This is a genomic window from Streptomyces sp. NPDC006208 (assembly GCF_040613775.1).
Taxonomy (GTDB): Bacteria; Actinomycetota; Actinomycetes; order Streptomycetales; family Streptomycetaceae; genus Streptomyces.
On the sequence record NZ_JBEXSW010000003.1, the window covers coordinates 33,672 to 52,668 of the forward strand.

The 18,997-nt window shown below is 70.8% G+C and carries 16 protein-coding genes and 1 pseudogene; 14 read left to right on the forward strand and 3 right to left on the reverse strand.

What is annotated here, in order from left to right:
• Positions 1–135: 135 nt before the first annotated feature.
• Positions 136–1,386 (forward strand): cytochrome P450, encoded by a 1,251-nt coding sequence (locus tag ABZ208_RS02830; RefSeq protein WP_356907781.1) that lies wholly within the window; start codon positions 136–138, stop codon positions 1,384–1,386.
• A 79-nt stretch (positions 1,387–1,465) separates the two neighbouring features.
• Here the strand turns inward: ABZ208_RS02830 and ABZ208_RS02835 are convergent, their stop codons facing one another.
• A complete protein-coding gene (locus tag ABZ208_RS02835) occupies positions 1,466–2,251 on the reverse strand; it encodes a hypothetical protein (protein ID WP_356907782.1) in 786 nt (261 codons plus the stop codon).
• A 104-nt stretch (positions 2,252–2,355) separates the two neighbouring features.
• Here ABZ208_RS02835 and ggt point away from each other — a divergent pair, with 104 nt between their 5' ends.
• From ggt to ABZ208_RS02885, 10 genes and pseudogenes are all read left to right on the forward strand, one after another.
• Positions 2,356–4,161: a gamma-glutamyltransferase gene (ggt, locus tag ABZ208_RS02840; protein ID WP_356907783.1), complete on the forward strand. Its 1,806-nt coding sequence runs from the start codon at positions 2,356–2,358 to the stop codon at positions 4,159–4,161.
• A gap of 553 nt (positions 4,162–4,714) precedes the next feature.
• Positions 4,715–5,302 (forward strand): annotated as a pseudogene (locus ABZ208_RS02845) (glycoside hydrolase family 75 protein); the annotation flags it as partial.
• Between the two features lie 90 nt (positions 5,303–5,392).
• Positions 5,393–5,740, forward strand: coding sequence for a VOC family protein (locus tag ABZ208_RS02850; RefSeq protein ID WP_356907784.1), 348 nt, complete (start codon positions 5,393–5,395; stop codon positions 5,738–5,740).
• A gap of 90 nt (positions 5,741–5,830) precedes the next feature.
• Entirely contained in the window at positions 5,831–6,211 is a 381-nt protein-coding gene (locus ABZ208_RS02855; RefSeq protein WP_356907785.1) for a PPOX class F420-dependent oxidoreductase, read from the forward strand.
• Positions 6,212–6,307: 96 nt separating this feature from the next.
• Positions 6,308–7,840, forward strand: a complete 1,533-nt coding sequence (locus ABZ208_RS02860) for a hypothetical protein (protein ID WP_356907786.1) — start codon at positions 6,308–6,310, stop codon at positions 7,838–7,840.
• Between the two features lie 161 nt (positions 7,841–8,001).
• Positions 8,002–8,844 carry a nitrilase-related carbon-nitrogen hydrolase gene (locus ABZ208_RS02865; protein ID WP_356907787.1) on the forward strand — a complete coding sequence of 281 codons (843 nt, stop codon included), beginning with the start codon at positions 8,002–8,004 and terminating at the stop codon, positions 8,842–8,844.
• Positions 8,841–10,121 carry an aspartate aminotransferase family protein gene (locus tag ABZ208_RS02870; RefSeq protein ID WP_356907788.1) on the forward strand — a complete coding sequence of 427 codons (1,281 nt, stop codon included), beginning with the start codon at positions 8,841–8,843 and terminating at the stop codon, positions 10,119–10,121. Before ABZ208_RS02865 ends, ABZ208_RS02870 begins: the two co-directional genes overlap by 4 nt.
• 34 nt (positions 10,122–10,155) lie before the next feature.
• Complete coding sequence (hydA, locus tag ABZ208_RS02875) at positions 10,156–11,562, forward strand: dihydropyrimidinase (protein ID WP_356907789.1); 1,407 nt, start codon at positions 10,156–10,158, stop codon at positions 11,560–11,562.
• A 21-nt stretch (positions 11,563–11,583) separates the two neighbouring features.
• On the forward strand, positions 11,584–12,585 hold the full coding sequence (locus ABZ208_RS02880; protein WP_356907790.1) for a TIGR03842 family LLM class F420-dependent oxidoreductase: 1,002 nt from the start codon (positions 11,584–11,586) through the stop codon (positions 12,583–12,585).
• 37 nt (positions 12,586–12,622) lie between these two features.
• Entirely contained in the window at positions 12,623–14,161 is a 1,539-nt protein-coding gene (locus tag ABZ208_RS02885) for an NCS1 family nucleobase:cation symporter-1 (RefSeq protein WP_356907791.1), read from the forward strand.
• Here ABZ208_RS02885 and ABZ208_RS02890 read toward each other — a convergent pair.
• Both ABZ208_RS02890 and ABZ208_RS02895 read right to left on the reverse strand, forming a co-directional pair.
• Positions 14,148–15,110, reverse strand: a complete 963-nt coding sequence (locus tag ABZ208_RS02890; RefSeq protein ID WP_356907792.1) for a nucleotidyl transferase AbiEii/AbiGii toxin family protein — start codon at positions 15,108–15,110, stop codon at positions 14,148–14,150. The genes ABZ208_RS02885 and ABZ208_RS02890 overlap by 14 nt on opposite strands.
• Before the next feature lie 71 nt (positions 15,111–15,181).
• Positions 15,182–15,973: an SDR family NAD(P)-dependent oxidoreductase gene (locus tag ABZ208_RS02895; protein ID WP_328394475.1), complete on the reverse strand. Its 792-nt coding sequence runs from the start codon at positions 15,971–15,973 to the stop codon at positions 15,182–15,184.
• A 55-nt stretch (positions 15,974–16,028) separates the two neighbouring features.
• Between ABZ208_RS02895 and ABZ208_RS02900 the strand changes: the two genes are divergently transcribed.
• The 3 genes from ABZ208_RS02900 (at position 16,029) to ABZ208_RS02910 (ending at position 18,969) form a co-directional block, all read left to right on the forward strand.
• On the forward strand, positions 16,029–17,459 hold the full coding sequence (locus ABZ208_RS02900) for an amidase (RefSeq protein WP_356907793.1): 1,431 nt from the start codon (positions 16,029–16,031) through the stop codon (positions 17,457–17,459).
• A gap of 5 nt (positions 17,460–17,464) precedes the next feature.
• Positions 17,465–18,052, forward strand: a complete 588-nt coding sequence (locus tag ABZ208_RS02905; RefSeq protein ID WP_356907794.1) for a TetR family transcriptional regulator — start codon at positions 17,465–17,467, stop codon at positions 18,050–18,052.
• A gap of 248 nt (positions 18,053–18,300) precedes the next feature.
• Complete coding sequence (locus ABZ208_RS02910; protein WP_356907795.1) at positions 18,301–18,969, forward strand: M15 family metallopeptidase; 669 nt, start codon at positions 18,301–18,303, stop codon at positions 18,967–18,969.
• The last annotated feature ends 28 nt before the right edge of the window (positions 18,970–18,997 follow it).

Genomic DNA, 18,997 nt, shown 5'->3' on the forward strand with positions numbered 1-18,997 from the left:
CGTCGAAGGCGTACCTGGGGTAACTCCCCGGTAAGTTACGCACGCGTAACAATTATTGGATGCCGCGTCAGTGAACGTCCAGAGGGCCGCACGCAGTTCGTGTCCTGCCGCACCGTGCCGTGCGAGAGTTCCGGCATGAGCGTGCCCGATGTCTTCGATCCGCGGATCTACGCCGCAGGGCTGCCGCACGACGCCTTCCGCCTCCTGCGCGACCGCCACCCCGTGGCCTGGCAGGAGGAGTACGAGGTCCTGGGCTGGCCGCCCGGACCGGGATTCTGGGCGGTGACCCGCCACGCCGACGTGGTACGGGTCCTCAAGGACGCCGCTGTCTTCTCCTCGCACCTCGGCGCCACCCAGATCCGTGACCCCGACCCGGCCGATCTCCCCTTCATCCGCCGCATGATGCTCAACCAGGACCCCTCCCCTCGTGTCGCGGGGCAGACGCCGTCGGACCACGGGCGGCTGCGGCGGCTGGTCAGCCGGGCCTTCGTCCCGGGCCGCATCGACCGCTTCACCGCTGCCGCGCGTTCACGTGCTCGGCAACTCCTCACCAGGGCAAGGGAATCGGGCAGCGAGTTCGACCTGGTGCACACCGTCACCGACGACTACGCCCTGCTCAATCTCGCCGATCTCCTCGGTGTGCCCGAGAGTGACCGCGGACTGCTCCTGACGTGGACCGAGCGCGTCATCGCCTATCAGGACCCCGAGGAACCACCGGTGCTCGGCCCCGACGGCAGGCCCGTCAACCCCCGCTCACCGGCCATGCTGCAGGAGATGTTCGAGTACGCGCAGCAGCTCGCCGCGTACAAGCGCCGCCATCCGGCCGACGACGTCATGACCGCGCTCGCCGGGTCCGCACTCCTCGACGCCGAGCTGGAGATGTTCTTCTTCCTGCTCACGGTCGCGGGCAACGACACCGTGCGCAGCGCCGCGCCCGGCGGCTTTCTCGCCCTGGCCGAACACCCTGAGGAGCAGCGCAGGCTACGGGCCGGGAAGGTGGACGTGGACCATGCCGTCGACGAACTGCTGCGGTGGCATCCTCCGGTCCTCAGCTTCCGCCGGACCGCCGCACAGGACGTCACCCTCGCAGGGCAGCCGATCCGGGCGGGAGACAAGGTCGTCGTCCTCCACGCGTCCGCCAACTACGACGAGGGCGTCTTCCAGGAGCCGCTGCGCCTCGACCTGTCGCGTACGCCGAATCCGCACGTCTCCTTCGGGGACGGCCCGCACGTCTGCCTCGGAGCGCACTTCGCCCGCCTCCAGCTGCGGGTGCTGCACGAGGAGGCGCTGCACCTGCTGCCGCCGTACGTGCCGGCGGGCCCGCCGCGCCGGCTGGTGTCCAACTTCATCAACGGGCTCACATCGCTTCCGCTGACAGTGACGTGACCGAGCGGACAAGAGCGCGGCCGTCCCGACGAGGGTCTGTGGTGCTCCGCTCGCCGCCGCTGCCGGACCGCTGGTGGTGCTACTGGCTCGCCGTGCGGCGGGACCTGCGCTTCGACGGTGCCGGATCCGGTGCCGAGGCGTCCGCCGCCGGGAGCGGGGCGGGAGCCTGCGCCGCCCTGGTCACGTCGGCGACCAGCTCGACCACATCGGGGCCGTACGCCTGCGAGTTGACCACCTTCAGCAGCAGGCAGAACGAGTTGCCGCCGTGCTTGCGGGCCAGCTTCTCGTGGTGCCGGGCCAGATAACGGGTGGCGGCCTGATTGGTGATCGCGCGCTGGCCGCAGAACAGGAAGACGGGGCGTGCGTCCTGCCCCGCGGTCAGCCGCGCCAGCAGCACGTACTCGGCCGTGCCCGGCTCCATGCGGTAGCGCTCGGAGCCGATCTGGAACGCGCCCTGGTCCGGACCGGGCTCCGGGTCCGTGTTGATCTTCACACCAGGCAGCAGGGAGTGCAGATGCGCGGCCATCCGGCGGTTGGACACGGGGCCGCCGACGCAGAACTCGGTCCGCTCGCCGAACCCCTGCTGGGCTATGTCGTGCCAGACGATCTGGGCGTTGGCACCGCAGTCCTTGATCAGCGCGGAGAGTTCGAGCAGCGCGAAGACGTCGAAGCGGTGCACGGCCCCGTCGCGGCCGGCCTCCCGGTTGACGACGAGCATGCACTCGGAGTTTCCCGGCAGTCCGAAGAAGTCCTGCTTGCGCCGGAGTCTGCGCCGCCAGAGGTACGTGCGGGTGAGCCAGCCGATCGTGGCGCTGATTCCGGCGGCAGCCACGCCGAGCACGATATTGCGAAGGTCGTCAGTCATGGGCGCGCATGTTAGCGGTCCCGTCGGTCATTGTTCGAGGCGGTCCTGACGCCATGGCTGCGTCAAAGTTACGCTGCGCGGACGTTGGTTGACTGGAGGTACGCATGCGTCGCCCCACCGCACGGAATGTGTCGTTTCTGGCTGTTGTCGCGGCCGTGGTCTCGATCGGGGCGGCCGTACCGCCCACCCACGCGCCACCGGCCTGGACGCCGCCCGTCAAGTCACCGGTGGCCGTCGGCCAGGGCGGCGCGGTCGCCAGCGTCGACGCCGACGCATCGGCCGCCGGGATCGAGGTGCTGCGGCGCGGGGGCAACGCCGTCGATGCGGCGGTCGCCACCGCCGCCGCTCTCGGCGTGACGGAGCCGTACTCGGCCGGCATCGGCGGAGGCGGCTTCTTCGTCTACTACGACGCCAGGTCCCGTACGGTCCACACGATCGACGGCCGCGAAACGGCACCGCGCTCCGCCGACGCCTCCCTCTTCCTGGAGAACGGCAAGCCCATACCGTTCGAGGAGGGGATGACCAGCGGGCTCGGGGTCGGCACTCCCGGCACCCCCGCCACCTGGGAGACCGCCCTGGACGCCTGGGGCAGCAGGCCGTTGCGGCAGTTGCTGCGGCCCGCGCAGCACCTTGCCGAGGCCGGCTTCACCGTCGACGCGACCTTCCGTTCCCAGACCGAGGCGAACCGCGCCCGGTTCGCGGACTTCCCCGCCACCGCGGAGCTGTTCCTGCCGGGCGGCGAGCTGCCGGTCGTCGGAACGGTCTTCAAGAACCCCGACCTGGCCCGCACCTACCGGGAGATCGGCCGCGAGGGCGTCGGCCCGCTCTACCGCGGTGCCATTGCCGAGGACATCGTCCGCACGGTACGCAAGCCCCCGGTCCGCGACGGCGCCACCCGGGTGGTGCGCCCCGGCGACCTGACCCTGCGCGATCTGCGCGCGTACGAGACGGTGCGCCGCGCGCCCACCAGGGTGTCCTACCGCGGCCTCGACGTGTACGGCATGGGGCCGGTCTCGTCGGGCGGTACGAGCGTCGGTGAGGCGCTCAACATGCTGGAGCGCACCGACCTGTCCAAGGCCTCGCAGGCGCAGTATCTGCACCGCTTCATCGAGGCGAGCCGGATCGCGTTCGCGGACCGCGGGCGGTGGGTCGGCGATCCGGCCTTCGAGGACGTACCGGCGCGGGGGCTGCTGTCGCAGCGGTTCGCGGACTCGCGCGCATGCCTGATCAAGGACGACGCCGTGCTGACCAGTCCGCTGGCGCCGGGCGACCCGGCCGATCCCGTCGACTGCGGGTCCACGGGGGCGGCGGCCCCGACCACCTACGAGGGTGAGAACACGACCCATCTGACGACTGCCGACAAATGGGGCAACGTCGTCGCGTACACGCTGACGATCGAGTCCACGGGCGGCAGCGGCATCACCGTCCCCGGGCGCGGCTTCCTGCTCAACAACGAGCTGACGGACTTCTCCTTCGCCCCGGCCGACCCGGCGGTGCATGACCCGAACCTGCCCGGTCCCGGCAAGCGGCCGCGGTCCTCCATGGCGCCGACGATCGTGCTCGACCACGGCCGTCCCGTGCTGGCCCTCGGTTCGCCGGGTGGCGCGACCATCATCACCACGGTGCTGCAGACCCTGACGGGGCATCTGGACCGGGGCCTGCCCCTGGTCGAGGCGATCGCGGCGCCGCGCGCCAGCCAGCGCAACCAGACGACCACCGAGCTCGAGCCCGGGCTCTGGAACAGCCCGCTGCGGGCCGAACTGGAGGCGATCGGCCACGGGTTCCGGCAGAACCCGGAGATCGGCGCGGCCACCGGCATCCAGCGGCTGGCGGACGGCCGCTGGCTCGCGGCGGCCGAGAAGGTCAGGAGGGGCGGCGGCTCGGCGATGGTGGTGCGTCCCAGCAGGTGACCGCGGTCACGGCCCCGGGACAGTGCGCGGGGCCGTAACCCGTCCGGCGGCTGATCGGAGAGGGGTCGGGCCCTCGGCGGGTAGGGAGCCTTCCGGACAGAAAGGTCTCCTTGTGCGTATTCGACATATTGCTCTCCAGGCCGTGCTTGCCGGCGCCGGCGGCGTTGCCCTGCTCGCTGTGACCGCCCTGCCGGCAGCCGCCGCTCCGGCGATGCCACCGCCCGACCCCGCCGACGCCGCCCACCGCGCCGGGGCTGCGCCTCCGGACGAATCCGGTGAGGCTGCAGCGGCCGCCGAGGCCGTTGCGGCTGCCGGACTCACCGAGACTGCTGAGGTCTCTGTGTCTGCAAGGGGAGAAGAGTCCGCCGACGTCCCTGGGCTCCCCGTCCCCGAGCCCAGTGATCTCCCGGGGTTTCCCGAGGCTCTCGAGCCCGGCGATGTTCCGAGAGTTCCTGAGCGCCCCGATGTTCCCGGGGTTCCCGGCGTTTCCGGTGCGCCCGGTGCGCCCGGTGTTCCCGAGACCCCCGAGCAGCCCGACCTTCCCGAGGCTGCCGAAGGGTCGGTGACCGCGGCCCAGCTGCTGGCGAAGGTCGCGAAGTGCAAGCAGATCTCCAAGGGCAAGTACCGCACCGACCAGAAGGCCTCGGCGAGCATTCCCGTCTGCGATGCCGGGAGCGCCGTGTTCTGGAAGGCGGACATGGACATCGACTGCGACGGCCGGCGCACCACGCGCTGCAACCGTCAGACCGATTCGTCCTTCCAGGAGGCGACCGCCTTCCTGCAGTCCGACGGCGCCTACCTGAACGCCGAGAAACTGCCCTTCATCGTGGTGCCCACGCCCAGCCCGATCTGGAACTACAAGTCGTCCGGCATCCGGGGCGGTTCGGTCGCGGCCGTCGTGTACCGCGGCAAGGTGCAGTACGCGGTCGTGGGCGACACGGGCCCCACCGGGATCATCGGCGAGGCGTCGTACGCCACGGCGAAGGCGCTGGGCATCAACCCGGACCCCGCCAAGGGCGGGACCCCTTCGGGCGTCACGTACATCGTCTTCAAGAACTCGAAGGCGTCGCCGATCCAGAGCCATGGCGCGGCCGTCACCCTCGGAGAGCGCCTCGCCAAGAACTTCGTCAAGAGCCGCTAGAGCATTTATCGAATACATGCGCGAAGGTGCAGGTGTCGTAGTACATGTGATGAGGCGTGAGCACCTGTCTGCCTTCCCCTGGAGCCGTCGATGACCGTTCGCCGAGTGGTGCCCGATATTCGGACCCACGACATGCACAGGAGCCGGGAGTTCTACGATCTGCTGGGCTTCGAGGAAGTCATGAACCACGGCTGGATCGTGACCCTCGCCTCCCCGTCCCACCCGGCGGCGCAGGTCAGCATCATGACCGGGGACAGGACCGCACCGGTGACGCCTGACATGAGCGTGGAGGTGGACGACGTGGACGCCGCCTACGTGGCGCTGCGTGAGCGTGGCGCGGAGATCGTCCACCCGCTCCAGGACGAGCCGTGGGGAGTGCGCCGCTTCTTCGTCCGTGACCCCGACGGCCGGGTGGTCAACGTGCTGAGCCATCGCTGACGCCCAGGGCCCGCCTGCATCCGGGCGCTTCTGGACGCGCTCGTGGCGGCCCGTGACGCCCACGGCAAGGGCTGACGTACGCTTCGCAGCGTGAGTGCCGAGAAGTTCGCCAGCGCCAGGTACGTCAGCATCACCACGTTCCGCAAGAACGGGACCGGGGTGGCCACGCCCGTGTGGTTCGCGGTGGACGGTGATGAGCTGTTCGTGTGGACGCGGACGGACTCGTGGAAGGTGAGGCGCCTGCGCAACGACAGCCGCGTGGTGATCACGGTGTGCGACGCACGGGGCAACATCGCCGAGGGCGCGCCCACTGCGGAGGGAACGGCGCGACTGCTGGACCAGGAGGGCACCGCCGCGGTGCGCAGGCTCCTGGCCCGTAAGTACACCTGGCAGTTCTGGATCGTCGACTGGCCGGCGATGATCGTCCGGCTGGGCAAAAGACCGCACACCGGCATCGCGGTCACTTTCTGAAAACACTGCGTAGCCTCTCCGTAACCTTGCTGCGATCGAATGCCTCCGGTTCCTCGGGATCGGACGGGTCCAGTCGGCAGTGGGGCAGGGGCGGCGATGATGGTGCATCAACTCCCGGTGGATGTCGGGGTGTTCGCGCGGTACCTGAAGGAACTGGTCGCGCTGCTCGACCGGTCCGGCGGCTGGTACGGGATCTTCTGGCAACGTGACCCCGACGGCATGCAGGCCTGTCTGGACGGCGTGGAGATTCCGCCCTGGGACGTGGTCGAATCGCTGCTCCAGGATCTGGCTGCCGAGCGCGGGCCCGCCTTCGTACAGCAGGAGTCGGTGCGGGCGAGCCGGCTTCAGGCGTCCGCCGCGGCGGCCCACGACCGGCTGCCCGGCGGCCGCGAGGCGCTGGCGGAACGGCTGGAGCTCATGCTCAGGGAGCAGACGTATGCGCAGGGCCGCGCCGAGGAGTTGATACGGCTGCTTGCCGAGGAGGCCGAGGGCGCACCGGCGGCGGAGCAGTACGCCCATGAGCTGTCCTGGACGCGCGACGACCACGTGCGCGCGACGGCACGCATCATGGAGCTGCGTTCCCGGCAGGCAGCCCTCGCTCCGCCCGAGCCGCCCGCTGCCCCGGCGGACTGGGCACGGCACCCGGCCGACGGCAGCGCGGCTCCCGGGCCGGGTCACCGGCTCCGGCCGCCCGCCGCCGCTGCGCACGGGCCGAGTCCCGACGCCTCGCCCCGGGACGGCGTCCGGGCCGCCGACGCGTACGCGCACCCGGGCGGCGCCACCGCAGGGTCGGTAGCGGCCGAGGAGGGGTTCCGGCCCGTGGCCGACGCCCACGACCGGGCCGGCCGGGCGGAGTTCGCGGCCGCCGAGCCGCATCCGCCCGGCGGAACACAGGCCCACCCCGCACCCGAGCCGCCCCGGGCGAAGAAGCGCCGGCGTCCGCGCGGGGCCCGGTTCGCCGGAGTCGAGGAACAGGCGGAGGAGGCGGTGGTACAGCCCGTGCCCGTTCTTCCGGTGGCGGACGACGTTCCCCGTGGGGCGCGCTACGGCGGGGCCGCAGCAGCGGTGGAGCATGCCGCACCCGCCCCGGTCGTTGCCCCCGCAGGCGCCTCCCGCGCCGCGCGCGAGACCGTCGCCGCGCTCGGGCGGCTGCGGGCCGAAGGGCGCGGCGGCGAGGCCCACGCCGTGATCTGCGAGGCCGCCGCCCGGCCCGCCTCCTGGCTGCCGGCCCTCGCCGGTGAACTGCACCGCTCCGGTCTCGCCGCCGACTGGGCCACGCTGCTGTGGGAGGTGGCGTCGCAGCCCGCGGCACGGCTTGCCGCGGCCGCCGACGCGCTTGCCGCGGCCGGCCGCAGCGACGACGGCCATCAGCTCCTGCGCCAGGGCGTCTCCCGCTCCGCCGACGAGATCGCCGGTGCCGTCATCGCCCTCGAGGACGAGGGCCTGGCCGCGCGGGGCGGTGCGCTGCTCGCCGCGTTCGTGCAGGTCCGCAGTGCGGAGGATGCCGCCAGGGTCCCCGACCGCGACCCGGCGCGGCTGGTCCCGCAGGTGCTGGCCGCTGCGCGTGCCGTATCCACGGCACGGGAGCGGGACGTTGTCCATGCACTACGCGTTGCAGGTCATCTCTGACAGTGAATCGACCGGTGTGGACCGCTCGGGTGTGAAACATGATCGACTCTGCGGGTTAATGGCGATGGTCTTGCCCCAGTGTGTGACGGGGCTTACGTTCTCCTCCTACGCATCGCATCTACGTGCGTAGAGCTCTTGACGTCCCGTCGAAGGAGCAACTCATGGCCAATGTCGTACGCGCAGCTCTGGTCCAGGCCACCTGGACGGGCGACACCGAATCGATGATTGCCAAACATGAGGAACACGCCCGTGAGGCGGCCCGGCAGGGCGCCAAGGTGATCGGATTCCAAGAGGTCTTCAACGCCCCCTACTTCTGCCAGGTCCAGGAGCCCGAGCACTACCGCTGGGCCGAGCCCGTCCCGGACGGTCCGACCGTCCGGCGGATGCAGGAACTCGCCCGCGAGACCGGCATGGTGATCGTGGTTCCGGTCTTCGAGGTCGAGGGGGCGGGCTTCTACTACAACACCGCCGCCGTGATCGACGCCGACGGCACGTACCTCGGCAAGTACCGCAAGCACCACATTCCGCAGGTCAAAGGCTTCTGGGAAAAGTACTACTTCAGGCCCGGCAACGCCGGCTGGCCTGTGTTCGACACGGCGGTCGGCAAGGTCGGCGTATACATCTGCTACGACCGTCACTTCCCCGAGGGCTGGCGCCAACTCGGTCTGCAAGGCGCACAGTTGGTCTACAACCCGTCCGCCACCTCGCGCGGCCTTTCCGCCTATCTCTGGCAGTTGGAGCAGCCCGCGGCCGCCGTCGCCAACGAGTACTTCATCGCCGCGATCAACCGCGTCGGCCAGGAGGAGTACGGCGACAACGACTTCTACGGGACGAGCTACTTCGTCGACCCCCGCGGGCAGTTCGTCGGCGAGACCGCCAGTGACAAGGCGGAGGAACTCCTCGTCCGCGACCTCGACTTCGACCTGATCGACGTCGTACGCCAGCAGTGGGCGTTCTACCGCGACCGGCGCCCCGACGCCTACGACGGGCTGGTGCAGCCGTGACCCATCTGTTCGACCGGCACAAGGCGGTCATCCCCGACTGGGTCGCCCTCTACTACAAGCAGCCCATCGAGATCACCCATGGCGAGGGCCGCCATGTCTGGGACGCGGACGGCAACCGCTACCTCGACTTCTTCGGCGGCATCCTCACCACCATGACCGCGCACGCACTGCCCGAGGTCACCAAGGCGGTGAGCGAGCAGGCCGGGCGGATCATCCACACCTCCACCCTCTACCTCAACCGCCCGATGGTGGAGCTCGCCGAGCGGATCGCCGCCCTGTCCGGCATCCCCGACGCCCGCGTCTTCTTCACCACCTCCGGCACCGAGGCCAACGACACCGCACTGCTGCTCGCCACCGGCCACCGCCGCTCCAACCAGATCCTGGCGATGCGCAACAGCTACCACGGCCGGTCCTTCTCGGCCGTCTCCATCACCGGCAACCAGTCCTGGTCCCCGACCAGCCTGTCCCCTCTGCAGACGCTGTACGTGCACGGCGGTGTCCGGACCCGCGGGCCCTTCGCCCACCTGTCGGACGCCCAGTTCATCGAGGCGTGCGTCGCCGACCTCGAGGACCTGCTCGGGCACACCCGCGACGTTGCCGCACTGATCGCCGAACCCGTCCAGGGCGTAGGCGGCTTCACCGCCCCGCCCGACGGCCTCTACGCCGCCTTCCGCGAAGTTCTCGACCGCCACGGAATCCTGTGGATCTCCGACGAGGTGCAGACCGGCTGGGGCCGCACCGGCGACCACTTCTGGGGCTGGCAGGCGCACGACAGGAACGGCCCGCCGGACCTGCTCACCTTCGCCAAGGGCATCGGCAACGGAATGTCCATCGGCGGCGTCGTCGGCCGCGCCGAAATCATGAACTGCATGGACGCCAACTCCATCTCCACCTTCGGCGGCAGCCCCGTCACCATGGCAGCCGGCATCGCCAACCTCACCTATCTGCTCGAGCACGACCTCCAGGGCAACGCCCGCCGGGTCGGCGGACTGCTGATCGAGCGGCTGCGCGCGATCGGCGCCGGTCTGCCGGCCGTACGGGAGGTGCGCGGGCGCGGGCTGATGATCGGCATCGAGCTGGTGCAGCCCGGCACCGACGAGGCCGACCCTGCGGCCGCGACCAGGGTCCTGGAAGCCGCGCGCGAGAGCGGGCTGCTGATCGGCAAGGGCGGCGGCCACAACACGAGCGCGCTGCGTATCGCGCCGCCCCTCTCGCTGACCGTGGCCGAGGCCGAGGAAGGCGCAGCGATCCTCGAACAGGCCCTGCGCAGCGCGTAGCCGACCGTACGTACACATAGGGAGCGCACCAGCAATGAGCAGTACCCGCACCCTGATCCGCGGCGGACTGGTCATCACCGCCGCCGACGAGATCCATGCCGACGTGCTGATCGAGGACGGGCGGATCGCCGCCCTCGCCGCCCATGGCACCGCGGCCGCCGGGACATGGACGGCGGACCGCACGATCGACGCCGCGGGCAAGTACGTCATCCCGGGAGGTGTCGACGCCCACACCCACATGGAGCTGCCGTTCGGCGGCACGTCCGCCTCCGACACCTTCGAGACCGGAACCCGCGCCGCGGCCTGGGGCGGCACCACCACGATCGTCGACTTCGCCGTGCAGAGCATGGGCCACTCCCTGCGCGAAGGGCTGGACGCCTGGTACGCCAAGGCCGACGGCAACTGCGCCATCGACTACGGCTTCCACATGATCCTCTCCGACGTCAACGAGTCGTCGCTCAAGGAGATGGACCTGCTGGTGGAGGAGGGCATCACCTCCTTCAAGCTCTTCATGGCCTACCCAGGCGTCTTCTACAGCGACGACGGGCAGATCCTGCGCGCCATGCAGCGTTCGTCCACCAACGGCGGGCTGATCATGATGCACGCCGAGAACGGCATCGCCATCGACGTGCTCGTCGAGCAGGCCCTCGCCCGCGGCGAGACCGACCCCCGCTACCACGGCGAGGTGCGCAAGGTCCTGCTGGAGGCCGAGGCCACCCATCGCGCCATCCAGCTCGCCCGGGTCGCCGGCGCCCCGCTCTACGTCGTGCACGTCTCGGCCGAGGAAGCCGTGGCCGAACTCGCCGCCGCCCGGGACAAGGGGCTTCCCGTATTCGGCGAGACCTGTCCGCAGTACCTGTTCCTGTCCACCGACAACCTTGCCGAGCCGGACTTCGAAGGCGCCAAGTACGTCTGCTCCACGCCGCTGCGGCCTCGCGAGCACCAGGCCGCCCTGTGGCGCGGACTGCGCACGAACGACCTCCAGGTCGTCTCCACCGACCACTGCCCGTTCTGCTTCTCCGGGCAGAAGGAGCTCGGCCGTGGCGACTTCTCCAAGATCCCCAACGGGCTGCCCGGCGTGGAGAACCGGATGGACCTGCTCCACCAGGCCGTGGTCGACGGGCACATCAGCCGCCGCCGCTGGATCGAGATCGCCTGCGCGACCCCGGCCCGGATGTTCGGCCTCTACCCGAAGAAGGGCACCATCGCGCCGGGCGCGGACGCCGATGTCGTCATCTACGACCCGCACGCCGAGCAGACCCTCTCCGCCGCCACCCACCACATGAACGTCGACTACTCGGCGTACGAGGGCAGGACCGTCACCGGCCAGGTGGAGACCGTGCTGTCGCGCGGTGAAGTCGTCATCGACCAGCGCGAGTTCACCGGTCGGGCCGGTCACGGCGTCTACACCCCCCGCTCCACCTGCCAATACCTGAACTAGCCCGAACCAGGAGGCCCCGACGTGGACTTCGGACTCGTCCTGCAGACCGACCCGCCGGCATCGGCCGTCGTCGGACTGATGCGGCGCGCGGAACGCAACGGATTCCGCTACGGCTGGACCTTCGACTCCGCGGTGCTGTGGCAGGAGCCGTTCGTCGTCTACAGCCGGATCCTCGAGCACACCCAGAAGATGATCGTGGGGCCGATGGTCACCAACCCGGGTACCCGTACCTGGGAGGTGACCGCCTCCACCTTCGCCACGCTCAACGACATGTACGGCAACCGCACCGTGTGCGGTATCGGGCGCGGCGACTCGGCGATGAGGGTGGCCGGCCGCAAGCCCAACACCCTGGCCAGGCTCGGCGAGGCGATCGGCGTGATCCGCGATCTCGCCGAGGGCCGGGAGGCGGTCGTCGACGACAGCCCGATCCGTATCCCCTGGGTGAAGAACGGGAAGCTGCCCGTATGGATGGCGGCGTACGGCCCCAAGGCCCTGGCGCTCGCCGGGCAGAAGGCCGACGGCTTCATCCTGCAGCTCGCCGACCTCTATCTGACGGAGTGGATGGTCAAGGCCGTGCGCGACGCGGCCGCGGACGCGGGACGCGACCCCGCGTCCGTCACCATCTGTGTGGCCGCGCCGGCGTACGTCGGTGACGACCTCGCCCACGCCCGCGACCAGTGCCGCTGGTTCGGCGGGATGGTCGGCAATCATGTCGCCGATCTGGTCTCCCGTTACGGCGAGCACTCGGACATGGTTCCGGAGGCGCTGACGGCGTACATCAAGGAGCGGCACGGCTACGACTACAGCCACCACGGCCGCGCCGGGAACCCGTCGACCGACTTCGTCCCGGACGAGATCGTCGACCGGTTCTGTCTGCTGGGCCCGGCCGAGGCGCACATCGAGAAGCTGACGGCACTGCGGGACCTGGGCGTCGACCAGTTCGCGGTCTACAACATGCACGACGCGAAGGAAGCGACGATCGACGCGTACGGCTCCGAGATCATCCCCGCACTCAACCGCTGACGTCCGCGCACCGCGCCCGCCTGAAGGGTCAGCCGCCATGACCTCGACCGTTCCCCCCACCCCCTCCGACGGGCCGATAGCCACCCCCATGTCCGTACAGACCGCTCGCATCGAGCTCGCACCCGGCGAGGTCCCCGCCGACAACCGCTTCGTCAACGACGATCTGCTGCCCGTTCCGATCGCCGACCGTCACTGGACGACCTACAACTTCGCGGCCCTCTGGGTCGGCATGGCCCACAACATCCCGTCCTGGCTGCTCGCCTCGGGCCTGGTCGCGCTCGGCATGGACTGGAAGCAGGCGGTGTTCACCATCGCGCTGGCCAATCTGATCGTGCTGGCGCCGATGCTGCTCACCGGGCACGCCGGGCCGAAGTACGGCATCCCCTTCCCGGTCCTGGCCCGGGCGTCGTTCGGCATGCGCGGCGCCAACCTGCCCGCGCTGATCAGGGCCGGGGTCGCCTGCGCGTGGTTCGGTATCCAGACCTGGATCGGCGGCCAGGGCATCTTCATCCTGCTCGGCAAGATCTTCGGCGGCTGGGCGGAGGCGGCCGAGATCGGCGGGCAGCCGTGGACGCTCTGGGTGTGCTTCGTGCTCTTCTGGGTACTCGAACTGGCCATCATCTACCGGGGGATGGAGACACTGCGCCGGTTCGAGAACTGGGCCGCGCCGTTCGTCATCGTCGGTGCGCTGGTCCTGTTCGTGTGGATCACGAACAAGGCGGGCGGCCTCGGGCCACTGCTGGACCAGCCGTCGCAGCTCGGCTGGGGCGCGGACTTCTGGCCCGTCTTCTTCCCCTCGCTCATGGGCATGATCGCCTTCTGGTCCACGCTGTCACTGAACATTCCGGACTTCACCCGCTTCGGCAAGGGCCAGCGTGCGCAGGTGTGGGGCCAGACGCTCGGCCTGCCGACGACGATGACCCTGTTCGCACTGCTGTCGGTGTTGGTCACCTCCGGCTCCCAGGCCGTGTACGGCGCTGCCATCTGGGACCCGGTGGCTCTGGCCGCCAAGACCGACAACGTCTTCGGGCTGCTGTTCGCGCTGGTGACCGTGCTGATCGCGACGATCTCGGTGAACATCGCGGCCAACGTCGTCTCGCCCGCGTACGACCTGGCCAATCTGGCGCCGCGGTTCATCAACTTCCGCAGGGGCGCGCTGATCACAGGCGTCGTCGGTGTGCTGATCATGCCGTGGCAGCTCACCGAGACGCCGGAGCTGTACATCTTCACCTGGCTCGGACTGGTCGGCGGACTGCTCGGCACGGTCGCGGGCATCCTCATCGCCGACTACTGGCTGGTGCGCCGCACCGTGCTGGACCTTGCCGGCCTGTACACGCCGGGCAGCCGCTACTGGTACACCTCCGGCTGGAACCTGCGCGCGGTGGCCGCGTTCGCGGTCGGCGGGCTGCTGGCCATCGGCGGCTCCCATTCCGCGCCGGGCAAGGGCCCGTTCCCCGAGGACGGCCTGATCCCGCTCCTCAAGCCGCTCGCGAACTACGGCTGGGCGGTGGGTCTCGGGGCATCGCTGCTGCTCTACATGCTGCTGATGAGGCCCGAGCGGGTCAGCCGGCGCTGAACACCGGCCCCAGTGCCCGGACCAGCCGCTCCTTGAGCCGGTCCGGGTCGCCGGGACACGAGGCGGCGATGTGCCAGGTGCGGACGGAGCCGGGGCCGAAGTCCGCCGCGTGGCTGCCGAGCACCCTGCGCAGCAGCCGCGTGTGGGGGCACTCGGCCAGCAGGGCGGCGTCGTACAGATCCTTGCCGCCGGCCGAACCGTCCTTCCCGTGGTCCGTGATCAGCCACAGCAGCTTCCAGGCGAGCGACAGTTCGCGGCTTGCGGTGCGGACCGCAGTGGGCGGGCCGCCGTCGCCGCGCGGGACGGCGGTCCACACCGGGGCGTCGTGCAGCACCTCGTCGAAGGCGAAGTCGACCTGGATCTCTCCCTGCGCCCTGCCGGGGAGCGACCCGGGCGTCTGCCAGGGAATGGCGGCCCGGACGCCGGGCGTGTCGTACTCCCACTCCTCGTCCCGGTCGCCGTAGCTCACATCGCCGTCGTACCCCTGGAGGTCGTCGCCCCGGACGCCGTCCGGGTCCAGGGTCACACCCCCTGCTGCGACCGGGTGCTCCCGGATCGCCTCGATCAGATCCTGCAGGGGCGAGGCGGCCACACCGAGCGCCGGGGCGTCCAGCCAGCGCAGCCCCTCCGGCGGGAGCAACGGCCGTGACCCGTACGCCGAGAACTCCTCCTCGCCCCACATCTCGTACCGTGCCGCTCCGTCCGCGGCCTCGGGCCACTGCTGCAGCGTCTCGACGGTGTCGACGTACGGGAACGGGCTGAGCGCGTCCGGGCAGTTCGCCGGCCCGGGCGTGTGCACGATCCAGTCCAGGTCACCCGGCTCGCGGGCGGCGTCACCCGCCCACGCCTGAAGCGTCATGCTGCCGCGCAGCACCAGCCCGTCGCTCCACGGCGCTTGTGCGATCAGCCGCAGCACATGGTCCAGTGCGGCACGGCGCGCACTCTCCATGGAGGGCCCTCACTCCCTGTCGGTCCACCGGCGCGGCCGACCGTAGCAAGGGCCACTGACAGGCCGGCTGCTCAGCGACGGGAGCGCTGGGCCTCCACGATCTCGCGGATCACCGGCTCGGCGCCCGCCCGGCGCTGCACCCGTTCGGCCAGGCCCGGGAACTGGGCGGCGACTGAGGTCAGGAACCGGAGTTCCAGCGGCGCGACATTGATCTCGGCGACATTGCGCTCGACGGCACGTACCACCTTGTCGACGACCTGGCGGGGCGAGACCGTCCGCACACCGCCGGGGGTCTTGGACCCGGTGGCGGCGAACATCCCCAGGTCACGTACGAATCCGGGCTGGACGATCGAGACACCGACACCCGTGCCGTGCAGATCCTGGCGGAAGGCGAGCGAGAACCCGCGCAGCCCGAACTTGGTGGCGTTGTACAGAGACGATGACTTGGTCGCCGCCAGGCCGGAGAGCGAGCCGACGAAGGCGATATGACCCCGGCCCGCGTCGATCATCGCCGGCGCGAGCAGCCGGGCCAGCATGACCGGGGCGCGCAGGTTCACCGCAAGTGCACGGTCGATCTGCTCCGGCGTGTAGTCGAGCACGTCACCGCTGGACGGCAGCGCGGCGTTGGCGAGAAGGATGTCCGTGCCCGCGGCCTCGTCGGCCAGCCGCCGGACATCGTCGGCATCGCCGAGGTCGGCGACGATCGTTCGCGCGCCGTAGCGCTCGGCGAACGGCTCCAGCGCCTCGCGGCGGCGGCCGGTCACCACCAACTTCGCCCCCTTGGCGGTCAGTTCGGCGGCGAGTGCGCCGCCGATGCCGCCAGTGACGCCGGTGAGCAGAACGCTTGCTCCGCTGATGCGCATCTGGTTACCCTCCAGTTCTGTTCGTTCGAACGAACAATAGGGAGGCGGGGCGGTCGTGTCCACAGATGAATTCGGCGGACTGGCGGAACACATCCGGGAGTTGCGGGACGGGCACACCTCGTCCGAGACCCTCGTGGCGAGCGCCATCGAGCGCATCGAGGCAAGCCAGAGCACCATCAACGCATTTCGCTGGGTACGCGGCGAACAGGCACTCGCGGAGGCGAGAGAGGCGGACCGGCGACTGGCCGCGGGGGAGCAGCTGCCTCTGCTGGGCGTACCGATGGCCGTCAAGGACGACACCGATGTGGCGGGCCTGCCCACCCTCTTCGGGTGCCAGGGCGAGACCGCGGCAGCGGCCGCCGACGGCGAAACCACCCGCAGGCTGCGCGCGGCCGGAGCCGTGATCGTCGGCAAGACGAACTCCTGCGAGCTCGGCCAGTGGCCGTTCACCGAAGGGCCGGCCTTCGGCGCCACCCGCAACCCCTGGTCGCTCGACCACACCCCGGGCGGGTCCTCCGGTGGTTCGGCGGCGGCCGTCGCGGCCGGACTCGTGCCCGCGGCAGTCGGCTCGGACGGCGCGGGGTCCATCCGCATCCCCTCGGCCTGGACGCATCTCGTCGGCATCAAGCCCCAGCGCGGCCGGGTCTCCCTGTACCCGTACACCGACGCCTTCCACGGCCTCGCCGTCAACGGCCCGCTCGCACGCACCGTGGCCGACGCGGCCCTGCTGCTCGACGTCGTGCAGGGCTCGCACCCCGAGGACCTGCACCGGCCGGACGCGATCGACGCCTCGGCCGCCGCCCGCCGTGAACCGGGCACCCTCCGGATCGCCCTGGCCTGGCGGCCCCCGATGACCCTCACCGGCACCAAGCCGCATCCCGAGGTGCGCCGTGCGGTGACCGCACTCGCCGAGGCGCTCGCCCGGCTCGGCCACACCGTCGAGGAGGCCAGGCCGCGTTACGGGCTGATCGGCCTGAGTCTGGTGGCGCGCGGTACGACGGGTGTCGGGGAGCTCGCGGCACTGCATCCCCAACCCGCGCTGCTCGACCGGCGTACCCGCAGCGCCATGCGCAGCGCCCGGCTGCTACGGGGCCCGGTCGTGCGCGCCGCACGCGCCCGCGAAAGCCGCCAGCACCGCCGTATCGGCGCCATCTTCGACACCTACGACGTGATCCTCGCTCCGACGACCGCCACCCCGCCCCCGCGCATCGGCACCTTCGACGACCTCGGCACCTGGCGCACCAACGCCACGATGACGGCTGCCTGCCCGTACGCCTTCCCGTGGAACGTCCTGGGCTGGCCCGGCGTCAACGTGCCCGCCGGCCTGACCGCCGACGGACTGCCTGTGGGCGCCCAGCTGCTCGGCCCCGCCGGCAGCGAGGAGAGGCTGATCTCGCTCGCGGCCCAGCTGGAGGCCGACCAGCGCTGGTACGAGAAGCGCCCGCCCGCCCCCGCGATCAAGGGGACCACGCCAGTGGAACAATGACCCTCATGTCCAACGCCGCCCGCTCCGCGCCCACCCGGCAGCGCATCATCGCCGCCGTCCTGCACATCATCGGTCAGGACGGCGTCGCGGCGGTCACCAACCGGAGGATCGCCAAGGAGGCCGGGGTCTCGCTGGGCTCGGTCACGTACCACTTCGAGACCCAGCACGAACTGCTGCGGGAGAGCCTGCTGCACTTCGTCCGCGAGGAGACCCGCCGCTTCACCGAGCTGGCCGACCGGTACCAGGGCGAGGGCATCGACATCGCCGGTGCCGCCTCGCTCGCGGGGCAGGTGGCGGGCGGCATCCCGTTCGGGAGCGAGCACATCGCGACCTTCGAGCTGTATGTCCAGGCCGGGCGGGACGAGCGGCTGCGGGAGGCCGCCTCCGAGGCGTTCTCCGCCTACGACCGCCTGGCGGTGCAGATCCTCACCGGTCTAGGAGTCCCGGACGCCGAGGCCTACGCGGCGACCATCGTGGCTCTGGTGATGGGCCTCCAGCTGCGGCGTCTCGCCACCGGCAGCCCGGCCGACGACCTCGTGGACGCGCTGCTGCTGCTCGCCCGGGGCGCGGTCAGCCAGGACGCCGGGATCTGACCTCCCAGGCGTTCCCGGACGTGCCCCGCCGGGCTGATACACCCCTCGGCGACCTGCGTCCGCCGCGTCATGACGCAGCAGAGCACCTGGGCCCAACTGGGCGTACTCGCCCATGCTTCGGCCGGTGCGAGCCGCGCGCAGCCGGTCACGGCGGCCGTTCCAGGATATTCCGCGGCAGGCAGCGCGGCACCTGCGGGGCCGGATACGTCGCCGGGTGCGGGAGTCGGTCCGCCAATTACCCTGAAAGGGTGCATATCGTGCGCCGGGCGATCGCGCCCGTCCTCTCCGCGGTCATGGTTCTGACGGCGGCCTGTGCCGCGACGCCCGCCCAGTTCACCTCCGCCGCGCCACCCCGGCTCTCGCCCCGTGTCAGCGACGTACCCCCGGCCAAACTCGGTGCGAGTTACGAGCCGACCTGCCCGGTGCCTCCCTCCCGGCTGCGGCTCATCCGAATGAACCACTGGGGCTTCGACGGGCGGGTGCACCGCGGCGAACTGATCGTCCATCAGGACGAGGTGCGCCCACTGCTGCGGGTGTTCGGGAAGGCCCTCGACGAACGTTTCCCGATCCGCCGGATGCGGGTGATGGCGGAGTACGGCGGCAGTGACGCGGCAGCGATGGCGGACGACAACACCTCGGCGTTCAACTGCCGCCGGGTGACCGGCGATCCCCGTCACCTCTCCCGCCACTCGTACGGTGACGCGCTGGACATCAACCCCGTGGAGAACCCGTATGTGGACGGCTCCGGCGATGTCCACCCCCCGGCGGGGCGAGCCTGTCTCGACCGCTCCCGCCCCGCCAACGGCATGATCACGCCCGATGGCGTCATCGTCACGCAGATGCGGGCCATCGGCTGGCACTGGGGTGGCCGCTGGCACCCGCCGGACTACCAGCACTTCTCGGCGGACGGCACCTGACCCGAGCCCGGTGACCGCGCGGCGGGCG